Genomic DNA, 25208 nt, shown 5'->3' with positions numbered 1-25208 from the left:
GGGACCTCCGGTGTCCCGAATGAGTCATTCGCGACCTCACCACCGGCCAGGGAAGCGGCGGCAAGGGTGCGGCCGGGAGGGTGGAAGCGGCGCGGCCCGGCGAGTGAAGGCGCACGAGGATCCCGGCAGCCGCGGTCGGGCCGCCGCGCGCCGCCGTAGCCCGACCGCGGCTCAGCCCACCAGCAGACCCTGGCAGTCGCGGACTGAATGGGTACCGCCGCGCTGGGCCGCCCGGGCGCGGTCGAGCTCAGCCCACCAGCAAGCCCGGGTCGCTCTCCGGCACGCCCGCGGGCCACCACTCCTGCCCCTCGAGCCGGTACGGGTGCCACCGGCCGCGGCGATCCAGCCTCAGCTGCACCGCACCCACCGTGCACCGGTTCCGCTCGAACACCGGCTCCCCCTCGGCCTCCGCCAGGGCCGCCCGGGCGGCCGCCACCACCGCTTTCGGTGGGGTCCAGGCCGCTTCCAGCACCTCCAGGCCGTCCGGCCCGCCGAAGCGCCACGCCGCCACCGCCCGCGCGAAGCCCGCACCCTCACCCAGCCGTCCCGCCACCGCGGGGAACTCCGCCGCCAAGCGGACCGCGTCCTGCCGTCGTGGCCACGGCCGTCCGGCCAGCAACGCCCGCGCCCGGCCGGCCGCGTTCTCCGCCAGCAGCTCGAACGCCGCGGCAGGCACCCCCGGCGCCGCCGGGATCGACGGGGCACCCGACGGCCGGAACGCGTCGAGCGAAGGCAGCTCCCCCGGCACCCGGTCCGACTCCGGCGAAGCCGAGGCCGAAGCCGAAGCCACCGGTGCCGTGCGGCTCTCCAGCTCGGACCGGAGCTCCCGCTCCCCCTTGCCGCGCATCAGCAACAGCAGGAACGGGTCCGCGTCGAGCAGCCACGAAGCCTGGAACGACAGCGCCGCCGCGTGGCGGCAGGGCAACTCCCAGCCCGGGCAGTCGCACTCCGGGTCGAGGTCGCCGATCCCCGGCAGGAGGTCGACGCCGGCCGCCTCGACGAGGTCCGGTGGCAGGTCGCGATCCATCAGGGCCGCCAGGTGCCCGGCGCGGGAGGCGACCCGGTCGAGGAACCGCGTCCAGTCCGGCTCCGGCAGCTCCGCCAGCCGCAGTTGCGTGCGGTACGGGCCGCCGTCGGCGTCCTCGACCGTCGCCGCGATGCGGCCCGGGCTGACCGTGATCGGGCCGACCAGGCCGGCCGCCGCGTACTTGCGGCCCTTCTTCAGCTGACGCAGGTCCAGCGCGGTGTCCTCCATCGCGCGCACCCACGCCCGGCCCCACCACGAACGCGCCAGGTGCCCGCCCGCGCCGAACGCGGGGAAGCCGCGTACCCGGTCGTCGCTCATCCGCGGCTCCTCAGTTCGACGAGCTCGGCCAGCTCGGTGTCCGACAGTTCGGTCAACGCGGCCTCGCCGCCGGCCAGGACCGCCTCGGCCAGCGCCCGCTTCTCCCGCAGCATCGCCGCGATCCGGTCTTCGACCGTGCCCTCGGCGACGAGCCGGTGCACCTGGACCGGCCGGGTCTGCCCGATCCGGTACGCCCGGTCGGTCGCCTGGTCCTCCACCGCCGGGTTCCACCAGCGGTCGAAGTGCACGACGTGGTCGGCGCGGGTGAGGTTCAGGCCCGTCCCGGCCGCCTTCAGCGACAGCAGGAACACCGGCACCTCGCCGTTCTGGAACCGCGCCACCAGCTCCTCGCGCCGCGCCACCGGGGTCCCGCCGTGCAGCAGCTGCGTCGCGATCCCCCGCCCGGCCAGGTGCTTCTCCAGCAGCCGCGCCATGGCGACGTACTGGGTGAACACCAGCACCGCGCCGCCGGTGGCGAGAATGGTGTCCAGCAGCTCGTCGAGCAGCTCCACCTTGCCCGACCGGCCGCCCGGCTCCTTCAGGTACTGCGCGGGGTGGTTGCAGATCTGCTTGAGCGCGGTCAGCAGCTTGACGATCCGGCCGCGCCGGGCCATCCCGTCGCTCGCGGCGATGTCGGCCATCATCTCCCGCACGACCGCCTCGTACAGCGCCACCTGCTCCGCGCTCAAGGCCACCGGCCGGTCGGTCTCGGTCTTCGCCGGCAGCTCGGGCGCGATCCCCGGGTCGGATTTGCGCCGTCGCAGCAGGAACGGCCGCAGCAACCGCGACAGCCGCTCGGCCGCCGCGGTGTCGCCAGCCTCGATCGGCTTCGCCCACCGCGTCCGGAACTCGCTCAGCGAACCCAGCAGCCCGGGCGCGGTCCAGTCGAGGATCGCCCACAGCTCCGAGAGCGTGTTCTCCACCGGCGTCCCGGTCAGCGCCACCCGCGCCGCCGCCGGCACCAGCCGCAGCGCCTTCGCGGTGCCCGAGCGGTGGTTCTTGACGTGCTGCGCCTCGTCGGCGACCAGCAGCCCCCACCGCACCGCGGCCAGCGGCGCGGGATCGGTGTGCAGCGTGCCGTAGGTGGTCAGGACGAACCCGTCGAGCTCGTCGAGGGAGCGGGCGCTGCCGTGGAAGCGCCGCACCGGCACGCCGGGGGCGAACCGGCGGATCTCGCGTTCCCAGTTGCCCAGCAGCGAGGCCGGGCACACCACCAGGGTCGGCCCCGACGCCCGGTGCAGGTGCAGCGCGATCAGCGTGACCGTCTTGCCCAGGCCCATGTCGTCGGCGAGGCACCCGCCGAGGCCGAGCCCGGTGACGGTGGCGAGCCACTGCAGGCCCCGCAGCTGGTAGTCCCGCAGCGTCGCGGCCAGCCCGGCCGGGGGTGTCTGGGGTTCCGGTGGCTGCGCCAGCCGTTCCCGCAACCGGGCCAGCCAGCCGCCGGTGACGACCTCGACCACTTCGCCGTCGACCTCGGTGGTCCCCGACAGGACCGCACCCAGCGCGTCGACCGGGTTCAGCGGCTTGAGCGCCCGCTCCCGCGCCTTCGCCGCCAGCGCCGGGTCGACCAGCACCCACCTGTCGCGCAGCCGCACGACCGGGCGGCGCGCTTCGGCGAGGGCGTCCAGCTCCGCCTCGGTCAGCACCTCACCGCCGAGGGCGAGCTGCCAGTCGAACGCCAGGGCGCGGCCGCCGCCGAAGAACGACGGCAGGTCGCCGGGGTCGTCGCCGGCGCGGACGACGGCCCGCGCGGTCAGCGAGCCCGCCAGCTCTGCGGGCCAGTGCACGTCGATCCCGGCGGCCGCCAGCCGCGGGCCCGCGGCCGCGACCAGCTCGGCGACGTCGTCCTCGCCGAGGGTCACCTCGGCCGGCACCGCCGAGGTCAGCAGCGGGCTCAGCGCCGGCCACACCTGTGCCCCGCGGCGCAGGGCGAGCAGGACGTCGATGCGGGCCCGCGGCCCGAACCGCCCGGTTTCCCACAACTGCGCCGCGTCGGCGATCTGCCCCGGGTCGGCCAGGCTGTGCACCTGGACCACCGCGTGGAGCCGGCCGGATTCGAAGCCCTCCGGTGCCTCCACCCGCAGGGACACCCGGATGCCCGAATCCAGGCCGGCGGCCAGTTCGTCGGCCCAGTCGCGCAGGGAATCCGCGCGCTGGGGTGCGACGGCGGCGAACAGCCGCGTCCCGGCCGCCTTGGCCGCGGCGGGCGTGCGGGGCAGCGTGTCGGCGACGGCGTCGAGGAAGGCCCGCAGCAGTGGCCCCGGCGCCCGCTCGTCCGGCGGCATCGCGGCCGCGAGGTCCCGCAGCCACGCCGCTTCCGCCGGTTCCAGCGGGCCGACGCGCCAGGCGTCGTGCCCGCCCTCGGTGACGCCCGGCAGCAGCCGTCCGGCCGCGACCAGCCGCAACGCCGCCTGCGCCGCCGTCGCCCAGAAGGCGTCGTCGCCGGCGAGCAGTTCCGGCAGACCGTCCGCAATGGACAGGTCACGGCCGTCGACCAGCAGGCGGCCCGCTCGTGGTGGTTCGCCTGGTGCGAAGCAGACGTTCAGTTCCCCAGCCTCCCGTACCGTCGCACCGTCAACGGCACGAACACCGCCAGCAGCACCAGCGGCCAGACCACGGCCATCGCCACCGCGTGCGCACTCACCCAGGACGTGCCGGCCGCGCCCGGGTTGCCGAACAGCAGCCGCGCCGCGGTGACCGTGGAGGACAACGGGTTCCACTCTGCCACGGTGCCCAGCCAGGCCGGCATCGTCGAGGTCGCCACGAACGCGCCGGAGAGGAACCCGAACGGGAATTCCAGGGTCTGCACCAGCGACACCATCGACGGATCCGACGTCAGCAGGCCCAGGTAGATCCCGGCCCAGACCAGCGCCGTCCGCAGCAGGAGCAGCAGGCCCAGCGCCGCGAGGGTCTCGCCCAGGCTGCCGTGCGGGCGCCAGCCGACGGCGAACCCGCAGCCGAGCAGCACGGCCAGCGCGAGGACGGCGTTCACCAGATCCGCCGCCACCCGGCCGGTGAACACCGCCGAGGGCGCCATCGGCAGCGACCGGAACCGGTCGGTGACGCCCTTGCCGGTGTCGTCCAGCACCGCGATCATCGTCCCCGACAGCCCGAAGGCCATGGTCATCGCGAACATCCCCGGCATCAGGAACTCCTGGTAGGAGCCGCCGCCGGGCACGCTCATCCCGCCGCCGAGCAGGTAGGCGAAGATCAGCACCATCAGGATCGGGAACGCCACCACCCCGGCGAGACGGGCCGGGCGCCGGGCCAGCTGCGCGAGGTAGCGCTGGGTCAGCGTCCAGCCGTCTTCGATCGCCCACCTCATCGCGCCACCCCCGTCAGCTCCAAGAACACTTCGTCCAGCGTCGGGTGCCGCAGCGCCACGTCGGCGAACGCCAGCTCGGCCGCCGCCAGCTCCCGCACCACGTCGGTCAGCATCGACGGCTCGGCCGGCGCGCTCACCCGCAGTTCCTCGGTGACCGGATCGGCTCCGGTGACCCGGGCGAGCAGCCCGGCCGCGGCGCCGAGGGCGTCCGGATCGGTGAGCACCAGCTCGATCCGGGTCGCCCCGAGCGAGCCCTTCAGCTCCGCCGGGGTGCCTTCGGCGATCACCCGGCCGTGCTCGACCAGAGAAATCCGGTCGGCCAGCTGGTCGGCCTCCTCCAGGTACTGGGTCGTGAGCAGCACCGTCGTCCCGTCCGCGACCAGCGACCGGACCGCCCGCCAGACCTCCAGCCGGCTGCGCGGGTCGAGTCCGGTCGTCGGCTCGTCGAGGAACAGCACCCGCGGGGCGGCCAGCAGCGACGCGGCGAGGTCCAGGCGCCGCCGCATCCCGCCCGAGTAGGCCGACACCGGCTTCGCACCGGTGCCGGCGAGGCCGAACCGCTCCAGGAGGTCGTCGGCGCGGCGGGTGGCCTCGCGGCGGCCCAGGTGGTGCAGCCGGCCGAACAGGATCAGGTTCTGGCGCCCGGACAGGATTTCGTCGACGGCGGCCTGCTGCCCGACCAGCCCGATCGCCGAACGCACCTTCGCCGGTTCGGTGGCGACGTCGTGCCCGGCCACCCGCGCGACGCCGCCGTCGTGGCGCAGCAGCGTGGAGAGCACGCGGACCGCGGTGGTCTTGCCCGCGCCGTTGGGTCCCAGCAGGCCGCAGAGGGTGCCGGCCGGGACGGAGAGATCGAACCCCTCGAGGGCGTACGCGTCGCCGTAGCGCTTGCGAAGTCCCTCGGCGTGGATCTGCGGAGTCATCCTGCCCCTTTAACTCTGTACAGTGTACGAAGAAGAGATTAGCACAACTCTGTACGTTGTACGGAAATCAGGTGGGCAGAATGGCCGGCGTGAGCACGCAGGAGAACGGTGACGGCGACCCGCGGCGGGCGATCGAACTGCTCTGGGGCGTGCCGGCACCCCCGCGCCGCGGCCCGAAACCCAAACTGGCCACCGCCGACGTCGTTCGCGCCGCGGTGGCCCTGGCCGACGCCGACGGCATCGACGCCGTCACCATCCGCCGCGTCGCCGAGCAGCTCGGCGTCTCCCCCATGTCGCTCTACACCTACGTCCCCGGCCGGGCCGAGCTGCTCGACCTGATGATCGACCACGTCCACGGCGAACTGGGACCCCCCGGCGAGGAACTCGGCTGGCGGGCGGCGCTGACCGCCATCGCCGAAGACCAGTGGGCGTTGTTCCACCGCCACCCGTGGCTGCTGGAGGTCACCACCAGCCGCTCGGCCCTGGGTCCGCACAGCTTCGCCAAGTACGAGCGGGAGCTGCGCGCGATCGACGGTATCGGCCTCGGCGATGTCGAGATGGACTCCGTGGTCGCCCTCGTCACCGGTCTGGTCCGCACCACCGCGCGCAGCTCCCTCGACAACGCCCGCCTGGTCCGCGCCACCGGGATGACCGACGCCCAGTGGTGGGAGCGCGCCTGGCCGGTGCTGGCCGGCATCCCGGCCGCCGACGCGGCGCACTACCCGATCTCCTCCCGCGTCGGCCAGGCCGCCGGCGAGGCCCACAACGCCGCCGAGAACCCGGCCCACACCTTCCGCTTCGGCCTGGCCCGCGTCCTCGACGGCATCGAAGCGCTCATCTCACAGCGACAGCAGTAACCGCGCCGGCCGCCAGGTCCCGCCGTCGGGCGCCCGCGGGACGTCCTCGGTCAGCGCCAGATCCGGGAAGCGCGCGAACAGCGCCGACAACGCCACCTCGGTCTGCACCCGCGAGATCGAGGCGCCCAGGCAGAAGTGCGGCCCGTGCGAAAAGCCCAGCTGCGCCGGCCCCGAGCGGGTGTGGTCGAACCGGTCCGGGTCTTCGAAGACACGCGGGTCGCGATCGGCGGCCACCATCGCCGCCGTCACCCGCTCACCCCGGCGGATCAGCTCCCCGCCGATCTCGACGTCCTCGCGCGCGAACCTCGGCGTGGTCAGCAGCTGGGGACTGCAGAAGCGCATCAGCTCCTCCACCGCACCCGGCCACAACCCGGCGCCGGCACGCAGGAGGGCCAGCTGGTCCGGGTGCCGCAGCAGGGTCTCGACCGAGTTGGCGATGAGGTTCACCGGCGTCTGACCGCCGAGGACGAGGTGCCAGACCAGGGTGACCAGCTCGGTGTCGGTGAGCCGATCCCCGTCCTCCTCCTGCACCCGGACCAGATCGCCGATGAGGTCGTCGCCCGGCTCGGCCCGGCTGCGCGCCACGGCTTCCTTCGCGCCTTCGACGATCGCCGGGATGGCCGCGGCGAAGTCCGGTCCCATCCCGCTCGCGACCGCGGCCCCGTACTCCCGCCAGCGCGGCCGATCGGCGCCGGGGATGCCGACCAGCTCGCAGATGACGTCGATCGGCAACGGCCGCGCGAAGTGCGGCACCAGGTCGGCCACGCCGTCCTCGGCGTGCCCGGGCAACTCGTCGAGCAGCCGCTCGGTGATCGCCGCCAGCCGGGGCCGCAGCCGCGCGGCCCGCTTCGGCGTGAACGCCGGGGCGACCAGCCGCCGCAGCCGCAGGTGCTCCGGGCCGTCCTTCTCCGACATCGTCTCCAGGTACTGCAGGCAGTGCTCGGGGACACCGGGCGGGCGCAGGAAGCTGCCGGAGTTCACCTCGAACCGCGGGTCGGTCAGCATCGCGCGCGCTTCGGTGTAGCGGGTCAGGGCCCAGAACGGGCCGAACCCGGGGATGACCAGCTTGGCCACCGCGCCCTGTTCCCGCGCGTGGTCGTAGGCGGTGAACGGGTCGGTGAGCACTTTCGGGTCGGTCAAGTCGATCTCGGGGGTCATCCACCACTCCAGATGTTCAAATCAGATGTTCTAATCATCTCAGTGGTCACGGTATCTTGACCGGCGATCCCACGGCAAGGAGGACGATGGTCAGGCTCAGCAGGGCGGAAACCCAGGAACGCAACCGCGCCAAGGTGCTCACCGCCGCCCGCGACGAGTTCGCCCGCCGCGGCTTCCGCGAAGCGAAGATCGACGTCATCGCCGAACGCGCCGAACTCACCCGCGGCGCCGTCTACTCCAACTTCCCCGGCAAACGCGCCCTCTACTTCGCGGTCCTGGCCGACCTCGCCGAATGCGCCCCCCGCCTCGCCGTCCCGCCCCCGGACCCCACCGCCGCCGACGTCCTGGCCGCGTTCGCCCGCGCCTGGATCGCCCGGCTCCCGCTGGCCACCGACAGCGACAGCGAAGACGCCCGCCTCGCCCGCGACCTCCTGCCCGAAATCCTCGCCGACGAGCACACCCGACGGCCGTTCGCGCAGCTCATGCGGGTCGACGCCGTCCTGCTCGGGCTCGCCCTCGAACGCGTCCACCCGGGACGCCGGCTCGTCCGGGTCGCCGAAGCCGCGCTCACCACGCTGCACGGCGCGAGCCAGCTCGCCGCCGCCGCACCCGGCTTCGGCGAACCGTTCCACCTCGTCACCGCCTGCGCCGCCCTGCTCGACCTCGGCCTGGCCGACGACTGGCCGGCCGAACCGCCGATCACCACCCGGGCCCGCCCCGACGCACGGCCGTGGGACCCACCGGCAGCCACCGACCTGCTCACCGGCGAAACCTTCCGGCCCGGCGACGGCGTCGTCACCGTCCTCGGCCTGCACCGCGCCGCCGCCTTCGAAGAAGCCGTCCGCACCGGCGCCGACGTCACCGCCGTGCTCGTCACCAGCGACCCCGGCGAACTCGCCCCGCTGGCCCGGCTCGCCGTCGCCGACCTGCGCGCCTGCCTCGACCAGGCGATCACCGCCCCCGCCCGGCCCCGGCTGCGGCTGGTCTGCGACGCCACCGGCGCCCTCGCCGCCGCCGCCGGCGTCACCGCGGTCAGCGACGCCACCGAAACGGCCGTCCGCGTCGAAACCGGCCGGATCGTCGCCCGCGCGGAAGGATTCGGGGCGTGTCACGCGGCGGCTGTCGGTCCCGGGCCCGGCCGTTCGTCGGGAGGGTGAAACCGGCGGGAAGGAGCGGGTGGTGGACGTCGAGACCGCGGTCGCCGAGGCGTTCCGCGAAGAGTGGGGCCAGGTCGTGGCCACCCTCATCCGGGTCACCGGCGACTGGGACCTCGCCGAGGAATGCGCCCAGGAAGCCTTCGCATTGGCCCTGCGCACGTGGCCCCGCGACGGCGTCCCGGACCGCCCCGGCGCCTGGCTGACCACCGCCGCCCGCCACCGCGCCACCGACCGGCTCCGCCGCGACGCCCTCGGCGCCGCCAAGCTCAGGGAGGCCGGCCGCATGGACCTCCGCGACGAACCCGAACCCGACGACAGCGGCGTCACCGACGACCGGCTGCGGCTCATCTTCACCTGCTGCCACCCCGCACTGGCCACCGAAGCCCAGGTCGCGCTCGCCCTGCGCACCCTCGCCGGCCTGTCCACCGCCGAGATCGCCCGCGCCTTCCTCGTCCCCGAAGCGACCATGTCCCAGCGGCTGGTGCGGGTGAAGCGCAAGATCCGCCACGCCCGCATCCCCTACCGCGTCCCGCCCGCCCACCTGCTGCCCGAACGCACCACCGCCGTGCTCGGCGTGCTCTACCTGACGTTCAACGAGGGCTACTCCGCCAGCACCGGCCCCGACCTGCTCCGCCCGGACCTCGCCGCCGAAGCGATCCGGCTCGCCCGCGTCCTCGCCGGGCTGATGCCCGACGAACCCGAAGCCCTCGGCCTGCTCGCCCTGATGCTCCTGCAGCACGCCCGCCGCGCCACCCGCGCCGACACCGACGGCGTCCTCGTCCCCCTCGAAGAACAAGACCGGACCCGCTGGGACACCGCCGCCATCGCCGAAGGCACCACGATCCTGGAGACCGCGCTGCGCCGCCGCCGTCCCGGGCCGTACCAGATCCAGGCCGCCATCGCCGCCTGCCACGCCACCGCCGCCCGCGCCGCCGACACCGATTGGCCCCAGATCGCCGGCCTCTACGACCAGCTGCACAAGCACGTCCCCAGCGCCGTCGTCGACCTCAACCGCGCCATCGCGATCGGCATGGCCGACGGCCCGGAAGCCGGGCTCGCCCTCCTCGACGCCCTGCCGCTGGAGGGTTACCACCTGCTGGCCGCCACCCGCGCCGACTTCCTCCGCCGCCTCGGCCGCCCCGCCGAAGCCGCCCACTGGTACGCCCGCGCCCGCGACCTGGCCGGCACCGAAGCCGAACGCACCTACCTCACGCGAAGAATTTCGGCCCTCGTGTCGGTCCCGGGCGACGCCGTTCGTCGGGCTGGGGAAACCCGACCACCGGAGGAAGCCCCATGACCACCCTCGCCGTCCCCGGCGCCACCCTCACCTACGACGTCGACGGCACCGGCCCGGCCCTGCTGCTGGTCCCCGGCGGACCCGCCGACGCCCAGGTGTTCACGCACCTGCGGCCGCTGCTGGCCGAAGACCACACCGTCGTCACCTTCGACCCGCGCGGCCTGTCCCGCAGCCCCCTCGACGGCACCCCGGGCCCGGACCCGGTCGGCGACCACGCCGGTGACGTGCACCGGCTGCTCGCCGAAGTCGGCCCCGCCGACGTCCTGGCCAGCAGCGGCGGGGCAATCACCCTGCTCGAACTCCTGCGCCACCACGCGGGCGACGTCGGCACGGTCGTGCTGCACGAACCCCCGGTCACCCGGTACCTGCCCGCCTTCGACGGCCCCGACATCCCGGCCCTGTTCCGCGACGAGGGCCTCGCCGCCGCCTTCGCCGCGTTCATGAAAGTCGTGGGCGTCGACCCCGCCCCGCCGCTCGACCCGCGCGCGGAAGGCAACTTCGCCTACTTCTTCGGCCACCTCATGCCCGCGACCGGCACCTACGAGCCCGATCTCGACGCACTCCGGGCGACACCCGCGCGGCTGGTCGTCGCGGTCGGCGAGCAGTCCACCGCAATGCCGGTCCACCAGGCCGCCCTCGGGCTGGCCGCGGCCCTCGGCGCCGAGACCGCGGTCTTCCCCGGCGGCCACGGCGGGTTCGACACCCACTCCGAAGCTTTCGCCGCGCGCCTGCGCGAAGTCCTGAAAGGATGCTGACATGCAGTACCTGCTGATGATCTGCGGCGACGAGACCGCCGAAGAACACGCCTACGACGGCTGCGGCGGCTGGAGCGAAGACATGGAACGCCGCGGCAAGATCCGCGGCGGCGGTGGCCTGCGCCCGCCGACGGAAGCCACCACGATCCGCGTCCGCGACGGCGAAGTCCTGCTCACCGACGGGCCGTTCACCGAAGCCAAGGAACAGATCGGCGGCTTCGTCATCCTCGACTGCGCCGACCTCGACGAAGCCCTCGACCTCGCCGCCCGCCACCCCGCGGCGACCTACGGCAGCATCGAGGTCCGCCCGATGCTCGGACCGGAGGACTTCGCCTGATGCCCGCCGTCGTCGAGCGGCCCGCCCAGCGCTACGTCGCCGAGCGCGCCACTCTCGCCATCCCGGAGTTCCCGCGGATCGCCGACCGGCTGCCACCCCTGATCGGCACCCTCGCCGCCGAGGGCGTGGCCCCGGCCGGAGCCCCGTTCTTCCGCTACCGCGTGCTGCACCCGGGGATGCGGTTCACCGTCGAAGCCGGCGTGCCCATCGACGGCGACCACACGCCGGCCGAGCCCGCCTTCCTCGGCGAACTCCCGGCGGGCCGGTATGTCCTCGACACCTACGTCGGCGCCCCGGACGGCCTCGCCGCCGCCACCGAGGCCGTCCTCGCCTGGGGGGCTGCCGAAGGCCTGAGCTGGGACCGCACCGAGGGACCGGACGGCGAGGAATGGGGCTGCCGCCTGGAAGTCCTGCGCACCAACCCGCGCGAAGTCCCCGACCCCGCGCAGTGGGTCACCGACCTGCTCTTCCGTCTCGGAAACTAGCCGCGCCCGGTGAGCACGGCCCCGACCAGGCAACCGAACCCCGCCGTGCTCACCAGGGCGCGCAGCACGTTCCAGCGCACCCACGCCGTCTCGAAGGCCGCCCGCACCGCCGCGTAGTCGTCGCCGCCGCGGTCGAGGGCGTTGTTCAGCGGGATGTGCACCGCCCCGGTGAGCAGCACCATCCCCGCCAGGCACCCGAACCCCGCGATCACCCACGGCAGCGACGGCGAACCGAAGTGCAGGAACACCGCCACCCCGGCCAGCAGCGGCGACCCCAGGAAGGTCAGCATGAACACCGGGTTGACGATCGCGATGTTGATCCCGCGCATGCCCTCGACGAACGTCTTGTCGTCCCCGCGCGCCAGACCCGGCAGCACCGAGCAGGCGTAGGCGTAGAACAACCCCGCGATCAGTCCCGCCGCGACCAGCGCGGCCACCAGCACCACCGTCGCCATCGGTTTCCCCTTCCCCGTCACCGCGTCCAGACCCAGGTCGCGGCGGCCTCCCGCGCGAACTCGCCGAATTCCGTCGCCGGACGGCCCAGCACCCGCGCCACGTCGTGCGTCACCGACTCGTTCCGGCCGTCGAGGACGCGGGCGAACAGCTCGGTCAGCGCGCCGACCTCCGCCTCGGGCACCCCCTGGCTCGCCGCCGCGGCCGCGAACTCCCCGGCCGAAACCGGAACATAGCGGACATCCCGCCCGGAGGCGGCGGCAATCTCCGCGGCCGCGCCGGCGAAGCTCAGCAGCCGCGGCCCGGTCAGCTCGTACCGCCGCCCGGTGTGGCCGGGTTCGGTCAGCACCTTCACCGCGACGTCGGCGACGTCGCGGACGTCGACGAACGGCTCCGTCACCGTTCCCGCCGGCAGCGCGATCTCCCCGGCGCGGACGGCGTCCATCAGGAAGTGCTCGCTGAAGTTCTGGGCGAACCAGCTGCACCGCAGGACCGTCCAGCCGGTCCCGGCCTCCCGCACGATCCCTTCGCACGCCTCGGCTTCTTCTTCGCCGCGGCCGGACAGCAGCACCAGGTGCCGCACGCCGGCCGCCACCGCGAGTCCGGTGAACGCGCGGATGTCGCCGGCCGCCTGCGGTACCACCAGATCGGGGTAATAGGTCAGGTACACCGCGTCGACGCCAGTGAGCACCTCCGCCCAGGTCCCGCGGTCGCTCCAGTCGAACGGTGGCACCCCGCGCCGGGATGTGATCCGCACTTTCTCGCCGCGCTCGCGCAGCCGGTCCGCCACCCGGCGCCCGGTCTTGCCGGTGCCGCCCACCACCAGGAAGTTCGTTGTCATGCCATTCAGTCAAGCGGCTCGCAGTGAGACTCTCCATGGTTCAAAGCCTTGATCGCATGTTCCAGCGTCTACAGTCGGGCGTATGGACCCGCTTGCCGCCCTCCTCGACGGCCCTCGCGCCCACGGCGCGTTCCTGCTGCGCTCGGTGCTGACCCCGCCGTGGTCGCTGCGCATCGAAGACCGGGCGCCGCTGACCGTCGTGTCGGTGGTGCGCGGCGAAGCGTGGATCGTGCCCGACGGCGGCGAAGGTGTCCTGCTCGGCGAAGGCGACGTCGCGATCACCCGCGGCCCGGAGCCGTACTTGGTCGCCGACCACCCGTCGACCCCGCCGCAGGCGCTCATCCTGCCCGGCCAGGACTGCCGCACCCCCGACGGCGGGCTCCTGACCGCCTACGCCGACCTCGGCGTCCGCACCTGGGGCACCGGCGGCCCGGTGGTGCTGCTCACCGGCACCTACGGCATGGAAGGCGAAATCAGCCGGAAGCTCATCGCCGCGCTGCCCGCGCTGATCGTCCTGCGCGCCGCCGACTGGCCGACCCCGCTCGCCGGGCTGCTGGCCACCGAGATCGGCCGGGACGTCCCCGGTCAGGAAGCAGTTTTGGATCGGCTGCTGGACGTGCTGCTGATCGCCGCGCTGCGGGCGTGGTTCGACCGGCCGGACACCAGCGCCCCGGCGTGGTACCGGGCGCACGAGGACCCCGTGGTCGGCCAGGCACTGCGGCTGCTGCAGCACCAGCCGGCCGAACCGTGGACGGTCGCGAAGCTCGCGGCCGACGTCGGCGTGTCCCGCGCCGCGCTGGCCCGCCGGTTCGCCGCCGCGGTGGGCGAGACCCCGATGGCGTACCTGACCGGGTGGCGGCTCGCCCTCGCCGCGGACCTCCTGCGCCAGCACCCGGAGACGACCATCGCCTCGATCGCCCGCCAGGTCGGCTACGGCAGCGCGTTCGCCCTCAGCGCGGCCTTCAAGCGCGAGTTCGGCGTCAGCCCGCAGCACTACCGGACCGGAACGTGACGTTCACCCGTGACAGGCTGATCAGGACTTCAGTTCGCCGCCGAGCCGGTCGAGCCAGTCGCCGGTGCCCTGCTCGCGCCACTCCGGCTTCTCGGCGCCGTCGAGGAACGTGTCCTGCTCGGTGAGGACCAGCCGCGTGCCGTCGCCTTCGGCGAGCAGCTCCACGGTCGTGGTCGAGACGGTCGCGAGCGCCCCGTCACCGGTGAGCGTGCCGGAGAAGACGATCCGCTGCTCGGGCACGATGTCGTGGAAGGTCGCGACGAAGGTCATCGGGCCGCCGGCGGGGGTGCGGGCGTCGATGGTCTCCCGGCCGCCGACGCGGAAGTCCAGCTCGTGCTCCGCCGTGGCCGCGAACCAGCGCTTCTTCGCCTCCGGGTCGGCCCAGGCAGCGAACACCCGCTCCGGCGGGACCGAATAGGTGCGCTCCAGGCTGAACGTGCTGTGCAAGACGGTCATGACGTGCTCCCTTCCGACGTTCCGGGCGGCTCGGCGAGGAAATCGCCGAGCCGGTCGAGCCTGCTTTCCCACGTGGTGCGCTGCCGCCCCAGCCACTGCTCGCCCGCGCGCAGCACCGCCGGTTCGAGCCGGCAGGTGCGGACGCGGCCGACCTTCTCCGACCGCACGATCCCGGCGGTCTCCAGCACCTGCAGGTGCTGCACGACGGCGGCGAGCGACATGGTCAGCGGCCCGGCGAGCTCACTGACCGACGCTGGGCCGCGCACGAGCCGCTCCACCAGCGCCCGCCGGGTCCGATCACCCAGGGCGCGGAACACCAGGTCCAGCGACTCCTCATGGTTAAGCACCTACTTAAGTTAACTCCGCGATGCCTGACGGTCAAGTAACTGCTTAAGTGTCGAGGGCAGCTCGGGGGTATCGCGCAAGGCGGTGAGCACGCCGGCCAGCTCGCGCTCGGCCGCTTCGGCCCGGCTGGACGCGGTCCGCAGTTCGGCGCCGAGGTTCGTGGTGGTTTCGTGCATCGACCGGACAGTCTGTTCATGCCCCGCCTGCAGCTCGGCGAGCCGCTGGTCGAACCCGGCACGCGCCGCTTCCTGCGCCGCTATCGCCTGGGCGTGCTCATCGCGGGCAGCGGCCAGCGCTGCTGTCACCTTCGCGTGGTCGTCACGGGCGGAACTGAGCGCCGCGGCCGCCTTGGCGTGGTCGTCGCGGGCCGCGTCGAGCCGTTCCTGGACGGCCTCGGCCCGCGCGACGGCGGCCTGCCCGCGCCCGCGTTCCTCGTCGAGCGCCGCCCGGACGGCGGCCAGTTCGGCGGTCAGCGTCGCGATCACCGCGGCCCGTTCGCCGGCGAGGGCCGCGGAAGCGTCGGCCCGATCGGCGACCCGCGCGAGCTCGTCGCGCACCGCGGCCAGCTGCCCCTCGGCCCGCTGCCGCTCCTGGACCGCAGCCCGCCGAGCGGCCCGCTCCTCATCGCGCTCCCCCAGCGCGGCCGCCTTGTCCCGCTCGGCCGCGGCCGCCTCGGCGACCGCGGTCTCGGCGATGTCCCGGGCCTGGGCGGCTTCGGCTTCCGCGCGGCCACGCTGCAGCCGGTGGTCATCGGCCTCGGCCAGGGCCGCGTCGCGCTCGGCCAGCGCGGTGGCGGTCGTCGCCTCGAGCTGGTGGCGCAGCGTCGTGAGGGTTTCGACCAGCCCGCGGGCCGGCTCGAGCACGCGATCGACCTGGCCGGCGAGCGCGGTGACGGCGGTGTCGTCCAGTTCGGTGTCGCTCTCGCGCAGCGACTCCGCGTCCGAGAGCACGGCCTCGGCGTCCCGGCAGCTGAGGTTGCGCCGCCCCCAGGTTTTCCCGTCCTGGCAGAACCGCGCCCGGCTCCCCCGCCCCACCGCGGGCGGCAGCGGTGCTCCGCACCTCCGGTACTCGCACACCCGCACCTGACCAGCGTCTTCTGTCATGACGGGTTACTCTATCAAAGCTTCTATTCAGAACTGGAAGTAGCTGTTCAAAATTTAAAGAGAAGTAAGACTGGTTCTGGGTTTGGATAATGTCACATATCCAAACCCAGAACCAGACGGATGAGCCGGGAGCAAACGAGGACCGGATCGGGGCTCAAAAACTAGGACCCCCGAAACGTCAACCCAGGGTTGACGCGCGCTTCCGTTCCAGCAGCGCCCGTTCCGCGGCGTTACCGGTGAGCTCGATGGCCGTCGTGTAGGCCGCGGCGGCCTCCTCCGGGCGCCCCACCCGCGCGAGCAGATCCGCCCGGATCGCGTGGAACAGCGGGAACCGCGGCAGATCGAGCTGCTCGACCAGCTCCAGCGCCACGGACGGACCGTCGACCTCGGCGACCGCCACCGCCCGGTTCAGCGCCACCACCGGCGTCGGCGTGTGGGTCAGCAACTGGTCGTACAACGCCTTGACCTGGGACCAGTCCGTGGGCGCGTCGCTGTGCACGGCCTGGATCGCCGCCTGGATCTGGTACGGGCCCGGCTGGTTGCGGCGCAGGCAGCGGCGGACGATCTCCTGGCCTTCGGCGATCAGGCCGGCGTCCCAGCGCGACCGGTCCTGGTCGGCCAGCAGCACGACGGCGCCGGACGCGGTCGTGCGCGTCTCGCGGCGGGCGTCGATCAGCAGCATCGCCGCGAGCAGGCCCTGCACCTCGGGCTCGTCGGGCATCAGCCCGGCCAGGACGCGGGTGAGCCGGATCGCCTCGCGGCACAGCTCGGCGCGGATCAGCTCCTCCCCCGCACTGGCCGCGTACCCCTCGTTGAAGATCAGGTACAGCACGGCGAGCACCGCGGCCAGCCGTGCGGGCAGGTCGGCGTCGCGCGGGACGCGGTACGGGATGCCCGCGTCGCGGATCTTGTTCTTCGCCCGGACGATCCGCTGGGCCATCGTGGGCTCGGCGACCAGGAACGCGGCCGCGATCTGGGCCGTGGTCAGGCCGCCGAGCAGCCGCAGCGTCAACGCGACCTGCGCGGGCCGGGCCAGCGCCGGGTGGCAGCAGGTGAAGATCAGCCGGAGCCGTTCGTCGGGCACGGCGCCCTCCTCCACGGGCTCGGTTTCCGCGTGCAGCAATGCCGCCTGGGCGTGCTTGTCCGCCCGGGCGGCCTCGCGCCGCAGCCGGTCGATGGCGCGGTTGCGGGCGGTGGTGATGATCCAGCCCGCCGGGCTCGGCGGGAGCCCCGCCGAGGGCCACCGCCGGACCGCCTCGGCGAACGCGTCCTGCACGGCCTCTTCGGCGACGTCGATGTCGCCGAAGACCCGCACGAGCACCGACACGGCCCGGCCGTACTCCGCGGCGAAGACCTCCTCGACGCTCATTCCCGGAACGGCCGCACCTCGACCGGCAGCGGGGCGACGGCGTCGGCGAGCCGGCCACCCCAGGCGAGCGCGGCGTCGAGGTCGGGCGCGGAGATGACGGTGAACCCGCCGAGGTGTTCCTTGCCTTCGGTGTAGGGGCCGTCGGTGACGAGGGTGTCGCCGTCGCCGGCCCGCAGCACGGTGGCGGTCGACGGCGGGTGCAGCCCGCCGGCGAACACCCAGGCCCCGGCCGCCTTGAGGTCGGCGTTGAGCGTGTCGAGCTTGCGCACGATGCCGTCGAGGACCTCGGGCGGCGGGGTCGGGCCGTCGGGCTGGTAGATGCTGAGCAGGTACTGCTTCATGTCGTCCTCCTCGGTGTCTTACCGCTGATACGAACGGCACCCGCGTGGATCGACAGGGGAACCTACCGGGATCCCGTAACCTCGGCGCGTGCCCGAGCTGGAACCGGTGACCGACGCCGCGCTGAGCGCGCGCGAGCGGCTGGCGCTGCTGGACGAGGCCGCCGCCCGGCACGTCGACGAGCAGCGGCCGCCCAACACGCTCAAGGCCTACGCCCAGGACTGGCAGGTCTGGCAGGACTACACCGCCGAAGCCGGGATCCCGCCGCGGTCGGCGACCATCGGCGCCCTGACCGGGTTCGTCGTGTGGCTGGAACGCGGCCGCACGCTGCGACCCGGCGAACGGGCCGTGCCGGAAGTCCCCGAACGCGCGGCCCCGGCGGCGCCGTCGACCATCGAGCGGCGTCTCACCGGTGCGCTCGCCGGGTTGCGCCACCACAAGGTGATCGTCGATCCGGAAGCCAGCCGCGCCGCGTGGCGGGCGCTGAAGGGCTACCGGCAGCGGCTGGCGCGCGAGGGCGTTCAGCGCGGCCGCGGCAAGGCCACCATGGTCACCCTCGCCGACCTGCGGGCGATGTCACGAGCGTGCCCGGACACCCTCGCCGGCGCGCGCGACCGGGCGATGCTGCTGATCGGCTTCCCCATCGCCGCCCGCTGCTCCGACCTGGCGAACCTGCTGGTCACCGACGTGCAGCCGGTCGACGACCGCGGGCTCGCGGTGACGGTCCGGCACGGCAAGAGCACCGGCGACATGGTCGTCCCGCGGCGCGAAAGCCCCGACACCGACCCGGTGCGGGCGTGGCACGCGTGGCGATCGGGCGCGGGGCTCACCGAGGGGCCGGCGTTCCGCCGGGTGGATCGGCACGGCAACGTCGGCGAGCCCGCGCTGACCACGACCGGCGTCAACCAGATCCTCACCCGGGCGGGCGTCCGCGCGGGGCTGCCGTACCCGGTCACCGGCCACTCGCTGCGGTCCGGGTTCGCCACCGAGGCCCGCCGGGCCGGGGCCGACGACCTCGCGATCGCCGACCAGGGCCGCTGGGTGCGCGGCAGCCGGGCGCTGTACGAGTACATCCGCCGCGTCGACCAGTGGAACGACAACGCGGCGGGCGCGCTCGACCTCTGAGTTCACGGTGCCGATCGGGTGGCGCCGACGACTTCGCCGTCCCACCGGGCGAGCCAGCTGCCGCAGACGCAGCGCACGTAGTCGAGCCGAGGGGTGACGGGCTGCGCCGCGGCCGCCGGGAGTTCGGCGAGCGGCCAGCCGCAGCGGGGGCAACGGTTCCGGTCCATGCCCCCGATCGTGGTGTAATGGCTTTGTGCACTTCAACCCTTACGGCGGTCCGGCCGCGCTGGTGGCCGCGGACCTGGTCAACGCCGGTTCCGCGAGCGAGCTCCTCGACGGCATGGTCCGCAACGGCATGGCGATCAAGGCCCTGACCGACGGCGAAGCGGCCCTGATCGGCGCGTGGGCCACCCGGCTGCGCCCGGTGTTCGCCGCCGACGTCACCGCCCGCCCGGATCTGGTCAACGAGCTGCTGGCCGAAGCGGCGTGCCGTCCGTACATCACCACCCACGACGGCAAGCCGCCCCACCTGCACTACTCGGCGGAGGACGCCGGGCCGGTCGGCCGGGTTCGCGCGTACACCGCGGGCGGGCTGGCCCACCTGGTGTGCGAAGCCCCGGATCGCCTGGGCATCTGCAGCCGCGAAGGCTGCGAAACGGCGTACGTGGACACCTCGCGCAACGGCCGCCGGCGGTTCTGCTCGACGCGGTGTGCGACGCGGGTGCACGTCGCCGAACACCGGGCCCGGCAGGTCAGCGCCTAGGTCAACTCGTGGACGGTCGCGGCGGAGTCGGTGTCGCCGAGGCCGAGGAGCAAGGTCCGGTCCGGGAGCGCGACCGCGCCCAGCAAGTCGCCCCACAGCTCGAGCCGGTACGGCAGCTCGGAACCGTCCCGGAGGTCCCGCACCGTCGTGTTCCGCTCGAAGTCGCAGGCGACCGCGATCGGGGTGCCGTCCGGGAGCGACGTGCACACGACCGCTTCCGGAGCGTCGGTCAAGCCGGTGATGGTCTGGCGCAGGGCGCGGCGGCGCAGGTCCCAGATGCGGATCGTCTTGTCCCCGCTGACCGACACCGCGACCGCGGTGCCGTCAGGCAGCACCGTCGTGTCGATCGCCCGCACGGAGTGGGTGTGGCCGCGCAGCTCGAACCGGGTCTTCCCGGTCTTCAGGTCCAGCGCCTTGATCGGACCTTCCCAGCCGGTGGCCAGCACGACCGGCGTGCCGTCGGGGAGCACCACCGGGACCATCGCGTCGACGAGGATGTCGAAGGAGCTGCTGCCGACCTTCCCGAGCATCCTGTGGTCCCGCAGGTCCCACCGCTGGATCGCCTCGGACGTGCTGTGCACGACCACGACCGGCGTGCCGTCGGCCAGCGACAGGCAGCGCACCCCCTCCGGCTGGTAGCCCAGTTTCAGCGGTGCCCGGCGTGGCGACCCGTCCCGGAGGTCCCACACGCGGGCGGTCCGGTCCGGGCTGACCGTCACCGCGACCGGGACGCCGTCCGGCAGGACCATGGCCGCGACGCCCACCACGTCGTGGGTGTGACCGGTGAGCGTGTGCCGCCACGAGCCGTCGGTCAGGTCCCACACCCTGGCCGTGTTGTCGCGGCCGCCGGTGATCGCCACCGGGGTGCCGCCCGGCAGGACCAGGGTGGTCATCGACCGGAGGTCGCCCTTGTGCCGGCCCAGCGTCCGCGTGCGCGCCGGTTCCTTCCCCTTCGGCTGCCACTCGGCCGGATCCACGTCGACCCAGGTCGGTTCGGCCGGGAGCGGCGGGAACCGGAGGTCGAGGTGGGAAGCGCTTTCCGCGGCGATGGCCGCCGTCGTGGTCTGCTTGGCCCACACCACGAGCGCGACGAACACGATCGCCCACCCCGACGCCACCACGACGGCCGCGGCGGTCAGCCCCGCCTTCCCCAGCACGATCACGACGCCGACCATCAGGAACATGCCGACGGCCGCGACCACGGCGGCGGTTACCCCGGCCCGGACCGACGGCGGCTTCTGCCGGGGCACGGCGGCCGGCGACGCGGGCGGCACGGCGGCCGGCGGAGGCGGCGGCTGCGGCAGGTCCGCGAGCAGCCTCGCCAGCTCGTCGTGCAGCCGGGCCGCGTAGACCGCGCGCACCCGCTCGTCGAACTCCCGCAGGTCCAGCACCCCCGCGTCGACGGCTTCCTGCAGCTGCGCCACAGCGGCTTCCCGGTCCGCGTGGGAGGCCCGCGGCGAGCGCGCCGGGCCTGCTCCGGCGGGCAGGTCTGCCACCAGGGCGGCCAGCTGGGCGTCGGTGGTGGCGCGCCGGATCGCGGCCACACGGTCGTGCTGCTCGGCCGGGTCCAGGAGCCCGGCCGCGACCGCCGCTTCGACGCGGGCGACGGCCTGGTCGCGCTCGGCGAGGCTGGCCTTGGCGTCCAGGTTGCCGACGACGGCGTCGACGTCGGCGTAGGTGACGGCTCGGTTCAGCAGCTGCTCGGCGTCGGCGTAGGCGCGCGCTTCGAGGCGGCCGTCGGTCAGGGCGCCGGCCAGCCGGACCAGGGCCTGTTCGCGGTCCGCCGTGGAGATCCTCAACGCGGGACCGCGCCGGCCGGACCCATCGGGCAGATCGGCGACCGCCGGGGTCAGGTCCTTCCGCACGCGGGCCGCCACGACGACCGACAGCCGCCGTTCGTACTCGGCCAGGTCGAGCCGGCCGTCCCGCAACGCCGCAGCCAACGTGCGGGTGGCCGCCGCGCGGGCCTCGTCACCGATCCGGGTCTCCGCACGCCGTGCCCCGCCTGCCATCGCGGGAGCATAGCGATCCGGACATCCCGGTCAGCGGCTAGTTCCTTCGGCGTAAGGCTTTCTCGCCCGCCACGCGAAGACCGTCGGCGTCGGCGCGCCGCCTTCGGCGAACCGCTCGAACACCAATCCCGCCTCCAGGACCGCGCCCAGCAGCGCGGGCAGCGGCCGGTGGGTGGCGCCGACCTTGTCCCGCAGGCCCTGGTCGCTCCACGACTCCATGGTCCAGCCGGGCTCCCGGTAGCCGGGCCGGATGACGACCGCGCGGGCGTCGGTGCGGTCGGCGAACCCGCCGCAGAAGCACGGGTGCACGCCGACGTGCACGAACACCCCGCCCGGGGCCAGGACCCGGGCCGCTTCGCGCAGCACGGCGGGATATTCGGGCATGTCGGTGTGGACCATGATCGCCACGACGGCGGGCAGCGCACCGGTCGCGATCGGCAGCGCCGTGGCATCGCCTCGCACGACCGGCAACCGCGCCCCGGCGTGCCGCAGCATCCCCGCGGAGACGTCGACGCCGAGCGGTGTGCGGCCCAGCTGCCGGATCCGCCCGGCGTGGGCGCCGGTGCCGCAGCCCAGCTCGAGGCACGCTCCCGCGCCCGGTCCGAGGAGGTCCCGCAGCACCGGCCCGAACTCCAGCGGATCCTCCCGCCAGCCGGGGACGAGCGTGGTTTCGTACCAGTCGGCGATGGCGTCGTAGGAGGTCACCTCTCCGTCGTACCGGCCGGGCACCGGGTGGTCCACGGATTTCGCGCAGAGCGGTCTACAGCAGCCGCGCCGCCGCCTCCTCGCGGTGCTGCCGCCGGTACATCGCCAGCGCCCGCGACCAGGTGGCCCGCGCCGCGTTCGAAGTACTCGCCGCCGCAGGCCAAGTACGCGGTTACGGCCTGGCGGTAGTAGCCGACGGCGGCCTGGTGCTCGCCGGTGTGGTCGGCGATGAAACCGAGGCTGTCCAGCACGTCCGGCTCCAGCGTCGGGTGGTCGAGCCTGCGGATCAGCCGCAGCGAAGCGGCGCGGTGCTCCGGCGCCGGCTCACCACGGCCATCCAGCCGCAGCGCCGTGGTCGCGTGCTCCAGCGCGGCGGCGAGCGCGTCCTGCTGGCCGTAGGCCTGCGCGAGGATGACGTGGGTGCGGGCCTGCGCGGCCAGGTCACCGGACTGCTCGGCCAGGCGCAACGCTTCGGTCAGGTGCGTGCCGGCTGCCCGGTGGTCGCCGGCGTGGCCGAGGTTCGCGTGCACGGTCATCCGCACGTGGCACGGCTCCTCCGGGGCCACGAACTGGGGAGGCTGCGCCAACGAGGACGAGTCGCATCAGCGGGCTGACCTTCGGCTGGAGCGGCGGCGAGGACGGCCACGGCGAGTCGATCTGGCACAACATCGCCGCGCACAAAATGGGCGACCCTGGGGGGCGTCTGCGCCTAAGCCGGCCGTGGTGCGTGCCGTCGCGGGCGGCACGCACCACCCGGTCCCGCTCTGCCTACACTGGACACATGAGCAAGCGCTTAGTGACTCTGGGGGACTCGTTCACCGAAGGCGTCGGCGACGACGATCCCGCCGCCCCGAACGGCGTGCGCGGCTGGGCCGACCGCGTCGCCGAACAGCTCGCCGCGCGGGAACCGGACTTCCGGTACGCCAACCTCGCCATCCGGGGGAAGCTGATGCCGCAGATCCTCGGCGAGCAGCTCGAGCCCGCGCTCGCCATGGCACCCGACCTCGTCACCCTCTACGGCGGGGGCAACGACCTGATGCGGCCCAAGGTCGACATCGACGCGCTGATGGTCGGCTACGAAGCCGCCGTCGCGAAGATCCGGGCGACCGGGGCCCGGCTCGTCCTGTTCACCGGGGTCGACGGCGTCGAGGACCCGCTCTTCCGCACGATCCGCGGGCGGGTGGCCATCTACAACGAACTCGTGCGCGGCATCGCGGCCCGCCACGACGCGCTGCTGGTGGACCTGTGGTCGATGCGGCAGCTGTGCGACCGCCGGTTCTGGGCGCCGGACCGCCTGCACCTCAACGCGCTCGGGCACACCGAGGTCGCCATCGAGGTGCTGCGGGTCCTCGGCGTGGAACATCCGCTGGTCAACTCCGAACCGGCGCCGCGCGTGGTGCTGAGCCCGGCGGCGCGCCGGAGCCAGAACCTGCAGTGGGCACGGGAACACGCCCTTCCGTGGGTGCGGCGGCGGGTGAAGGGCGAATCCTCCGGGGACACGCTCACCGCGAAGCGCCCGACGCTGGCGCCGGTCGGCTCAGCGCCGGTCCCCCGCTGACCGGCGGAGGCCGTCGAAGAGGATGTCCACGGCCCGGTCGCGCAGGGGCGCGTCCGGGCCGGCGTACTCGGCGGCCCGGGCCACGCCGATGATCACCGGGATCAACTCGCCGACGACGAGGTCGGTCCGGACCGCGCCCGCCGCTTGCGCCCGCGAGAGCAGCACGCCCAATGCCGACAGCAGGCGCGCGCCGATGTCGGACTTCGCCACCGGCACCGTGACCCCGGCCGCGGTCAGTGCTTCGAAGTAGGCGTTCTTCGCGCTCGACATCTCGACCCAGCTGCCGAGGAACGTGAAGAACGCGCCGCCCGGGTCGGCGGACTCCGCGGCCACGGCCGTCTCGGCCTCGTCGACGAACCGGCTCAGCCGCGCGAAGAGCACCGCTTCGAGCAGCGCCTCCTTCGTCGGGAAGTGCCGGAAGACCGTGCCGATGCCGACACCGGCGACGCGGGCGACCTCTTCGGTGGGCGCCCCGGTGCCCTTGGCGGCGAACACGCTCTCGGCCGCCTCCAGCACGCGCGCCCGGTTGCGCCGGGCGTCGGCGCGCAGGGGTTTCGGCTCGGCGGGCTCAGCGGCGGGGGTCACCTTCCGATCCTAACGGCGCCGGATCGGGCAGTGAGTCCAGCAGCCGGGCCAGGGCCCGGGGCACGTGGGAGCGCCAGCCGCCACCCATGATCCGGCGCGAGACGCGCTGGAACTCGTCGTCCGGGTCGAACCCTTCGTGGCTGAGGAACAGCCGGGTGCCGGTGCCCTCCGGCTCCAGCCGCCAGGTCACCGTCCATTGCGGACCCCAGCGGATGCTGAGCCTGCGTTCGGGTTCGACCTCCAGGACCTCGCACTCGACCGGGCCGCCGGCGAACCCGGCCGCGGGCACCGGCTCGGCCAGCAGCTCGAACCGGTGCCCCACCACGGGTTTGATGTCGTTGGGCATGTTGAGCCAGCGTTCGAGGAGGGCCGGCTCGGTCAGTGCGCGCCACACCTTGCGGGCCGGGTGGGCGAGGAACTGGTCGACGTGGATCGCGGCCGGGTCGTCGTCGGTCACAGGTCTTCCTCTTCGTCCAGCAGGTCGCGCAGGGTGGCGAGCTTGGTGCGCCAGAAGCGCTCGTACGGGGTGAGCCAGTCCGCGACTTCCTCGAGCGGGGCCGCGTCGAGGCGGTAGACGCGGTTGCGGCCCTGGCGCTGTTCGGTGACCAGGCCCGCCTCGCGCAGCACCCGCAGGTGCTCCGACAGGCTGGGCCGGGCCATCTCGAACCGTTCGGCGATGGCACCGGCGGGCATCGGGCCGTCGAGCAGCAGCCGCAGCACTTCGCGCCGCGCCGGGCTGGCGAGGGCGGCGAAGACGTCGTCGTTGACCGGCATCAGCGCGGGACGGCGCCGAAGTCCGACGGTTCCAGGAGACCGATCGTGTGCCCGTCGACGTCCCGGAACGACGTCGCCCGGCCCCACGGCCGCTCGTCCGGGTCGGCGACGTCGACCCCGGCCGCCCGCAATGCGGCGACATCGGCGTCGACGTCGGTGGTCTGCAGCTGGAAGTGCCGCGGACCCGGC

The 25208-nt window shown here is 73.9% G+C and carries 30 protein-coding genes; 10 read left to right on the top strand and 20 right to left on the bottom strand.

Annotated elements, in window-relative coordinates:
* Positions 1–247: 247 nt before the first annotated feature.
* The 4 genes from ACWDN5_RS37180 to ACWDN5_RS37165 are packed head-to-tail and all read right to left on the bottom strand — an operon-like array spanning position 248 to position 5593.
* On the bottom strand, positions 248–1345 hold the full coding sequence (locus ACWDN5_RS37180) for an SWIM zinc finger family protein (RefSeq protein ID WP_449679568.1): 1098 nt from the start codon (positions 1343–1345) through the stop codon (positions 248–250).
* The gene (locus tag ACWDN5_RS37175) at positions 1342–3843 is read right to left on the bottom strand and encodes a DEAD/DEAH box helicase (protein WP_449679569.1); all 2502 of its coding nucleotides are present in this window, start codon (positions 3841–3843) and stop codon (positions 1342–1344) included. The genes ACWDN5_RS37180 and ACWDN5_RS37175 overlap by 4 nt, the downstream gene beginning before the upstream one ends.
* A 44-nt stretch (positions 3844–3887) precedes the next feature.
* Positions 3888–4670, bottom strand: coding sequence for an ABC transporter permease (locus tag ACWDN5_RS37170; RefSeq protein WP_310976070.1), 783 nt, complete (start codon positions 4668–4670; stop codon positions 3888–3890).
* Entirely contained in the window at positions 4667–5593 is a 927-nt protein-coding gene (locus ACWDN5_RS37165) for an ATP-binding cassette domain-containing protein (RefSeq protein ID WP_449679567.1), read from the bottom strand. The genes ACWDN5_RS37170 and ACWDN5_RS37165 overlap by 4 nt, the downstream gene beginning before the upstream one ends.
* An 80-nt stretch (positions 5594–5673) precedes the next feature.
* On the opposite strand from ACWDN5_RS37165, the gene ACWDN5_RS37160 reads away from it, so the two are divergent.
* Positions 5674–6450: a TetR/AcrR family transcriptional regulator gene (locus tag ACWDN5_RS37160; protein ID WP_449679566.1), complete on the top strand. Its 777-nt coding sequence runs from the start codon at positions 5674–5676 to the stop codon at positions 6448–6450.
* Here the strand turns inward: ACWDN5_RS37160 and ACWDN5_RS37155 are convergent.
* Positions 6433–7608, bottom strand: coding sequence for a cytochrome P450 family protein (locus tag ACWDN5_RS37155; RefSeq protein ID WP_449679565.1), 1176 nt, complete (start codon positions 7606–7608; stop codon positions 6433–6435). The two genes, ACWDN5_RS37160 and ACWDN5_RS37155, sit on opposite strands and share 18 nt — an antisense overlap.
* Before the next feature lie 86 nt (positions 7609–7694).
* On the opposite strand from ACWDN5_RS37155, the gene ACWDN5_RS37150 reads away from it, so the two are divergent.
* From ACWDN5_RS37150 to ACWDN5_RS37130, 5 genes are read left to right on the top strand one after another with little or no spacing between them, the layout of a single operon-like run.
* The gene (locus tag ACWDN5_RS37150) at positions 7695–8765 is read left to right on the top strand and encodes a TetR/AcrR family transcriptional regulator (protein WP_449679564.1); all 1071 of its coding nucleotides are present in this window, start codon (positions 7695–7697) and stop codon (positions 8763–8765) included.
* 22 nt (positions 8766–8787) lie between these two features.
* The gene (locus ACWDN5_RS37145) at positions 8788–10062 is read left to right on the top strand and encodes an RNA polymerase sigma factor (RefSeq protein ID WP_449679563.1); all 1275 of its coding nucleotides are present in this window, start codon (positions 8788–8790) and stop codon (positions 10060–10062) included.
* Positions 10059–10817: an alpha/beta fold hydrolase gene (locus ACWDN5_RS37140; protein ID WP_449679562.1), complete on the top strand. Its 759-nt coding sequence runs from the start codon at positions 10059–10061 to the stop codon at positions 10815–10817. The genes ACWDN5_RS37145 and ACWDN5_RS37140 overlap by 4 nt, the downstream gene beginning before the upstream one ends.
* Position 10818: 1 nt before the next feature.
* Positions 10819–11154 (top strand): YciI family protein, encoded by a 336-nt coding sequence (locus ACWDN5_RS37135; RefSeq protein WP_310976063.1) that lies wholly within the window; start codon positions 10819–10821, stop codon positions 11152–11154.
* Positions 11154–11639 carry an AraC family transcriptional regulator gene (locus ACWDN5_RS37130; protein WP_449679561.1) on the top strand — a complete coding sequence of 162 codons (486 nt, stop codon included), beginning with the start codon at positions 11154–11156 and terminating at the stop codon, positions 11637–11639. The genes ACWDN5_RS37135 and ACWDN5_RS37130 overlap by 1 nt, the downstream gene beginning before the upstream one ends.
* Here the strand turns inward: ACWDN5_RS37130 and ACWDN5_RS37125 are convergent.
* Both ACWDN5_RS37125 and ACWDN5_RS37120 read right to left on the bottom strand, forming a co-directional pair.
* Positions 11636–12094, bottom strand: a complete 459-nt coding sequence (locus ACWDN5_RS37125) for an anthrone oxygenase family protein (RefSeq protein WP_449679560.1) — start codon at positions 12092–12094, stop codon at positions 11636–11638. The two genes, ACWDN5_RS37130 and ACWDN5_RS37125, sit on opposite strands and share 4 nt — an antisense overlap.
* Before the next feature lie 17 nt (positions 12095–12111).
* Positions 12112–12933 carry an NAD(P)H-binding protein gene (locus ACWDN5_RS37120; protein WP_449679559.1) on the bottom strand — a complete coding sequence of 274 codons (822 nt, stop codon included), beginning with the start codon at positions 12931–12933 and terminating at the stop codon, positions 12112–12114.
* Between the two features lie 82 nt (positions 12934–13015).
* Between ACWDN5_RS37120 and ACWDN5_RS37115 the strand changes: the two genes are divergently transcribed.
* Positions 13016–13945: an AraC family transcriptional regulator gene (locus tag ACWDN5_RS37115; RefSeq protein WP_449679558.1), complete on the top strand. Its 930-nt coding sequence runs from the start codon at positions 13016–13018 to the stop codon at positions 13943–13945.
* Between the two features lie 21 nt (positions 13946–13966).
* Here the strand turns inward: ACWDN5_RS37115 and ACWDN5_RS37110 are convergent, their stop codons facing one another.
* From ACWDN5_RS37110 to ACWDN5_RS37090, 5 genes are all read right to left on the bottom strand, one after another.
* Positions 13967–14401, bottom strand: a complete 435-nt coding sequence (locus tag ACWDN5_RS37110; RefSeq protein ID WP_449679557.1) for an SRPBCC family protein — start codon at positions 14399–14401, stop codon at positions 13967–13969.
* Positions 14398–14748, bottom strand: a complete 351-nt coding sequence (locus ACWDN5_RS37105) for an ArsR/SmtB family transcription factor (protein ID WP_449679556.1) — start codon at positions 14746–14748, stop codon at positions 14398–14400. Before ACWDN5_RS37105 ends, ACWDN5_RS37110 begins: the two co-directional genes overlap by 4 nt.
* A gap of 9 nt (positions 14749–14757) precedes the next feature.
* Positions 14758–15849: a hypothetical protein gene (locus ACWDN5_RS37100; RefSeq protein WP_449679555.1), complete on the bottom strand. Its 1092-nt coding sequence runs from the start codon at positions 15847–15849 to the stop codon at positions 14758–14760.
* 178 nt (positions 15850–16027) lie between these two features.
* Positions 16028–17218, bottom strand: a complete 1191-nt coding sequence (locus ACWDN5_RS37095; RefSeq protein WP_449679554.1) for an RNA polymerase sigma factor — start codon at positions 17216–17218, stop codon at positions 16028–16030.
* Positions 17215–17559 (bottom strand): YciI family protein, encoded by a 345-nt coding sequence (locus ACWDN5_RS37090; protein WP_449679553.1) that lies wholly within the window; start codon positions 17557–17559, stop codon positions 17215–17217. The genes ACWDN5_RS37095 and ACWDN5_RS37090 overlap by 4 nt, the downstream gene beginning before the upstream one ends.
* Positions 17560–17647: 88 nt before the next feature.
* On the opposite strand from ACWDN5_RS37090, the gene ACWDN5_RS37085 reads away from it, so the two are divergent.
* Positions 17648–18682, top strand: a complete 1035-nt coding sequence (locus tag ACWDN5_RS37085) for a site-specific integrase (protein WP_449679552.1) — start codon at positions 17648–17650, stop codon at positions 18680–18682.
* Positions 18683–18684: 2 nt separating this feature from the next.
* Here the strand turns inward: ACWDN5_RS37085 and ACWDN5_RS37080 are convergent, their stop codons facing one another.
* Complete coding sequence (locus ACWDN5_RS37080; RefSeq protein ID WP_167455070.1) at positions 18685–18849, bottom strand: hypothetical protein; 165 nt, start codon at positions 18847–18849, stop codon at positions 18685–18687.
* A gap of 26 nt (positions 18850–18875) precedes the next feature.
* On the opposite strand from ACWDN5_RS37080, the gene ACWDN5_RS37075 reads away from it, so the two are divergent.
* A complete protein-coding gene (locus tag ACWDN5_RS37075) occupies positions 18876–19385 on the top strand; it encodes a CGNR zinc finger domain-containing protein (protein WP_449679551.1) in 510 nt (169 codons plus the stop codon).
* Here the strand turns inward: ACWDN5_RS37075 and ACWDN5_RS37070 are convergent.
* From ACWDN5_RS37070 to ACWDN5_RS37060, 3 genes are read right to left on the bottom strand one after another with little or no spacing between them, the layout of a single operon-like run.
* Positions 19382–21397 (bottom strand): DUF1707 domain-containing protein, encoded by a 2016-nt coding sequence (locus ACWDN5_RS37070; RefSeq protein ID WP_449679550.1) that lies wholly within the window; start codon positions 21395–21397, stop codon positions 19382–19384. The two genes, ACWDN5_RS37075 and ACWDN5_RS37070, sit on opposite strands and share 4 nt — an antisense overlap.
* Before the next feature lie 30 nt (positions 21398–21427).
* Entirely contained in the window at positions 21428–22102 is a 675-nt protein-coding gene (locus ACWDN5_RS37065; protein WP_449679549.1) for a class I SAM-dependent DNA methyltransferase, read from the bottom strand.
* A complete protein-coding gene (locus ACWDN5_RS37060; RefSeq protein ID WP_449679548.1) occupies positions 22099–22644 on the bottom strand; it encodes a hypothetical protein in 546 nt (181 codons plus the stop codon). Before ACWDN5_RS37060 ends, ACWDN5_RS37065 begins: the two co-directional genes overlap by 4 nt.
* A gap of 239 nt (positions 22645–22883) precedes the next feature.
* On the opposite strand from ACWDN5_RS37060, the gene ACWDN5_RS37055 reads away from it, so the two are divergent.
* A complete protein-coding gene (locus ACWDN5_RS37055; protein WP_449679547.1) occupies positions 22884–23660 on the top strand; it encodes an SGNH/GDSL hydrolase family protein in 777 nt (258 codons plus the stop codon).
* Here ACWDN5_RS37055 and ACWDN5_RS37050 read toward each other — a convergent pair.
* The 4 genes from ACWDN5_RS37050 to ACWDN5_RS37035 form a co-directional block, all read right to left on the bottom strand.
* Positions 23640–24245: a TetR/AcrR family transcriptional regulator gene (locus ACWDN5_RS37050; protein ID WP_310972691.1), complete on the bottom strand. Its 606-nt coding sequence runs from the start codon at positions 24243–24245 to the stop codon at positions 23640–23642. The genes ACWDN5_RS37055 and ACWDN5_RS37050 overlap by 21 nt on opposite strands.
* Complete coding sequence (locus ACWDN5_RS37045) at positions 24229–24702, bottom strand: SRPBCC family protein (protein ID WP_449679546.1); 474 nt, start codon at positions 24700–24702, stop codon at positions 24229–24231. The genes ACWDN5_RS37050 and ACWDN5_RS37045 overlap by 17 nt, the downstream gene beginning before the upstream one ends.
* Positions 24699–25019, bottom strand: coding sequence for a metalloregulator ArsR/SmtB family transcription factor (locus tag ACWDN5_RS37040; RefSeq protein WP_310972693.1), 321 nt, complete (start codon positions 25017–25019; stop codon positions 24699–24701). The genes ACWDN5_RS37045 and ACWDN5_RS37040 overlap by 4 nt, the downstream gene beginning before the upstream one ends.
* The coding region (locus tag ACWDN5_RS37035; RefSeq protein WP_449679545.1) for a VOC family protein at positions 25019–25208 on the bottom strand (190 nt) is incomplete at its 5' end. The genes ACWDN5_RS37040 and ACWDN5_RS37035, both read right to left, overlap by 1 nt.

The organism is Amycolatopsis sp. NPDC003731 (assembly GCF_053586895.1).
This window is presented reverse-complemented; position numbering and strand designations above follow the sequence as displayed.

Coding starts and splice junctions, on each gene's coding strand:
- ACWDN5_RS37180 (WP_449679568.1), bottom strand. CDS start 1,345: ATGAGCGACGACCGGGTACGCGGCTTCCCCGCGTTCGGCGCGGGCGGG.
- ACWDN5_RS37170 (WP_310976070.1), bottom strand. CDS start 4,670: ATGAGGTGGGCGATCGAAGACGGCTGGACGCTGACCCAGCGCTACCTC.
- ACWDN5_RS37165 (WP_449679567.1), bottom strand. CDS start 5,593: ATGACTCCGCAGATCCACGCCGAGGGACTTCGCAAGCGCTACGGCGAC.
- ACWDN5_RS37160 (WP_449679566.1), top strand. CDS start 5,674: ATGGCCGGCGTGAGCACGCAGGAGAACGGTGACGGCGACCCGCGGCGG.
- ACWDN5_RS37155 (WP_449679565.1), bottom strand. CDS start 7,608: ATGACCCCCGAGATCGACTTGACCGACCCGAAAGTGCTCACCGACCCG.
- ACWDN5_RS37150 (WP_449679564.1), top strand. CDS start 7,695: ATGGTCAGGCTCAGCAGGGCGGAAACCCAGGAACGCAACCGCGCCAAG.
- ACWDN5_RS37140 (WP_449679562.1), top strand. CDS start 10,059: ATGACCACCCTCGCCGTCCCCGGCGCCACCCTCACCTACGACGTCGAC.
- ACWDN5_RS37135 (WP_310976063.1), top strand. CDS start 10,819: ATGCAGTACCTGCTGATGATCTGCGGCGACGAGACCGCCGAAGAACAC.
- ACWDN5_RS37130 (WP_449679561.1), top strand. CDS start 11,154: ATGCCCGCCGTCGTCGAGCGGCCCGCCCAGCGCTACGTCGCCGAGCGC.
- ACWDN5_RS37125 (WP_449679560.1), bottom strand. CDS start 12,094: ATGGCGACGGTGGTGCTGGTGGCCGCGCTGGTCGCGGCGGGACTGATC.
- ACWDN5_RS37120 (WP_449679559.1), bottom strand. CDS start 12,933: ATGACAACGAACTTCCTGGTGGTGGGCGGCACCGGCAAGACCGGGCGC.
- ACWDN5_RS37115 (WP_449679558.1), top strand. CDS start 13,016: ATGGACCCGCTTGCCGCCCTCCTCGACGGCCCTCGCGCCCACGGCGCG.
- ACWDN5_RS37110 (WP_449679557.1), bottom strand. CDS start 14,401: ATGACCGTCTTGCACAGCACGTTCAGCCTGGAGCGCACCTATTCGGTC.
- ACWDN5_RS37100 (WP_449679555.1), bottom strand. CDS start 15,849: ATGACAGAAGACGCTGGTCAGGTGCGGGTGTGCGAGTACCGGAGGTGC.
- ACWDN5_RS37095 (WP_449679554.1), bottom strand. CDS start 17,218: ATGAGCGTCGAGGAGGTCTTCGCCGCGGAGTACGGCCGGGCCGTGTCG.
- ACWDN5_RS37090 (WP_449679553.1), bottom strand. CDS start 17,559: ATGAAGCAGTACCTGCTCAGCATCTACCAGCCCGACGGCCCGACCCCG.
- ACWDN5_RS37080 (WP_167455070.1), bottom strand. CDS start 18,849: ATGGACCGGAACCGTTGCCCCCGCTGCGGCTGGCCGCTCGCCGAACTC.
- ACWDN5_RS37070 (WP_449679550.1), bottom strand. CDS start 21,397: ATGGCAGGCGGGGCACGGCGTGCGGAGACCCGGATCGGTGACGAGGCC.
- ACWDN5_RS37055 (WP_449679547.1), top strand. CDS start 22,884: ATGAGCAAGCGCTTAGTGACTCTGGGGGACTCGTTCACCGAAGGCGTC.
- ACWDN5_RS37040 (WP_310972693.1), bottom strand. CDS start 25,019: ATGCCGGTCAACGACGACGTCTTCGCCGCCCTCGCCAGCCCGGCGCGG.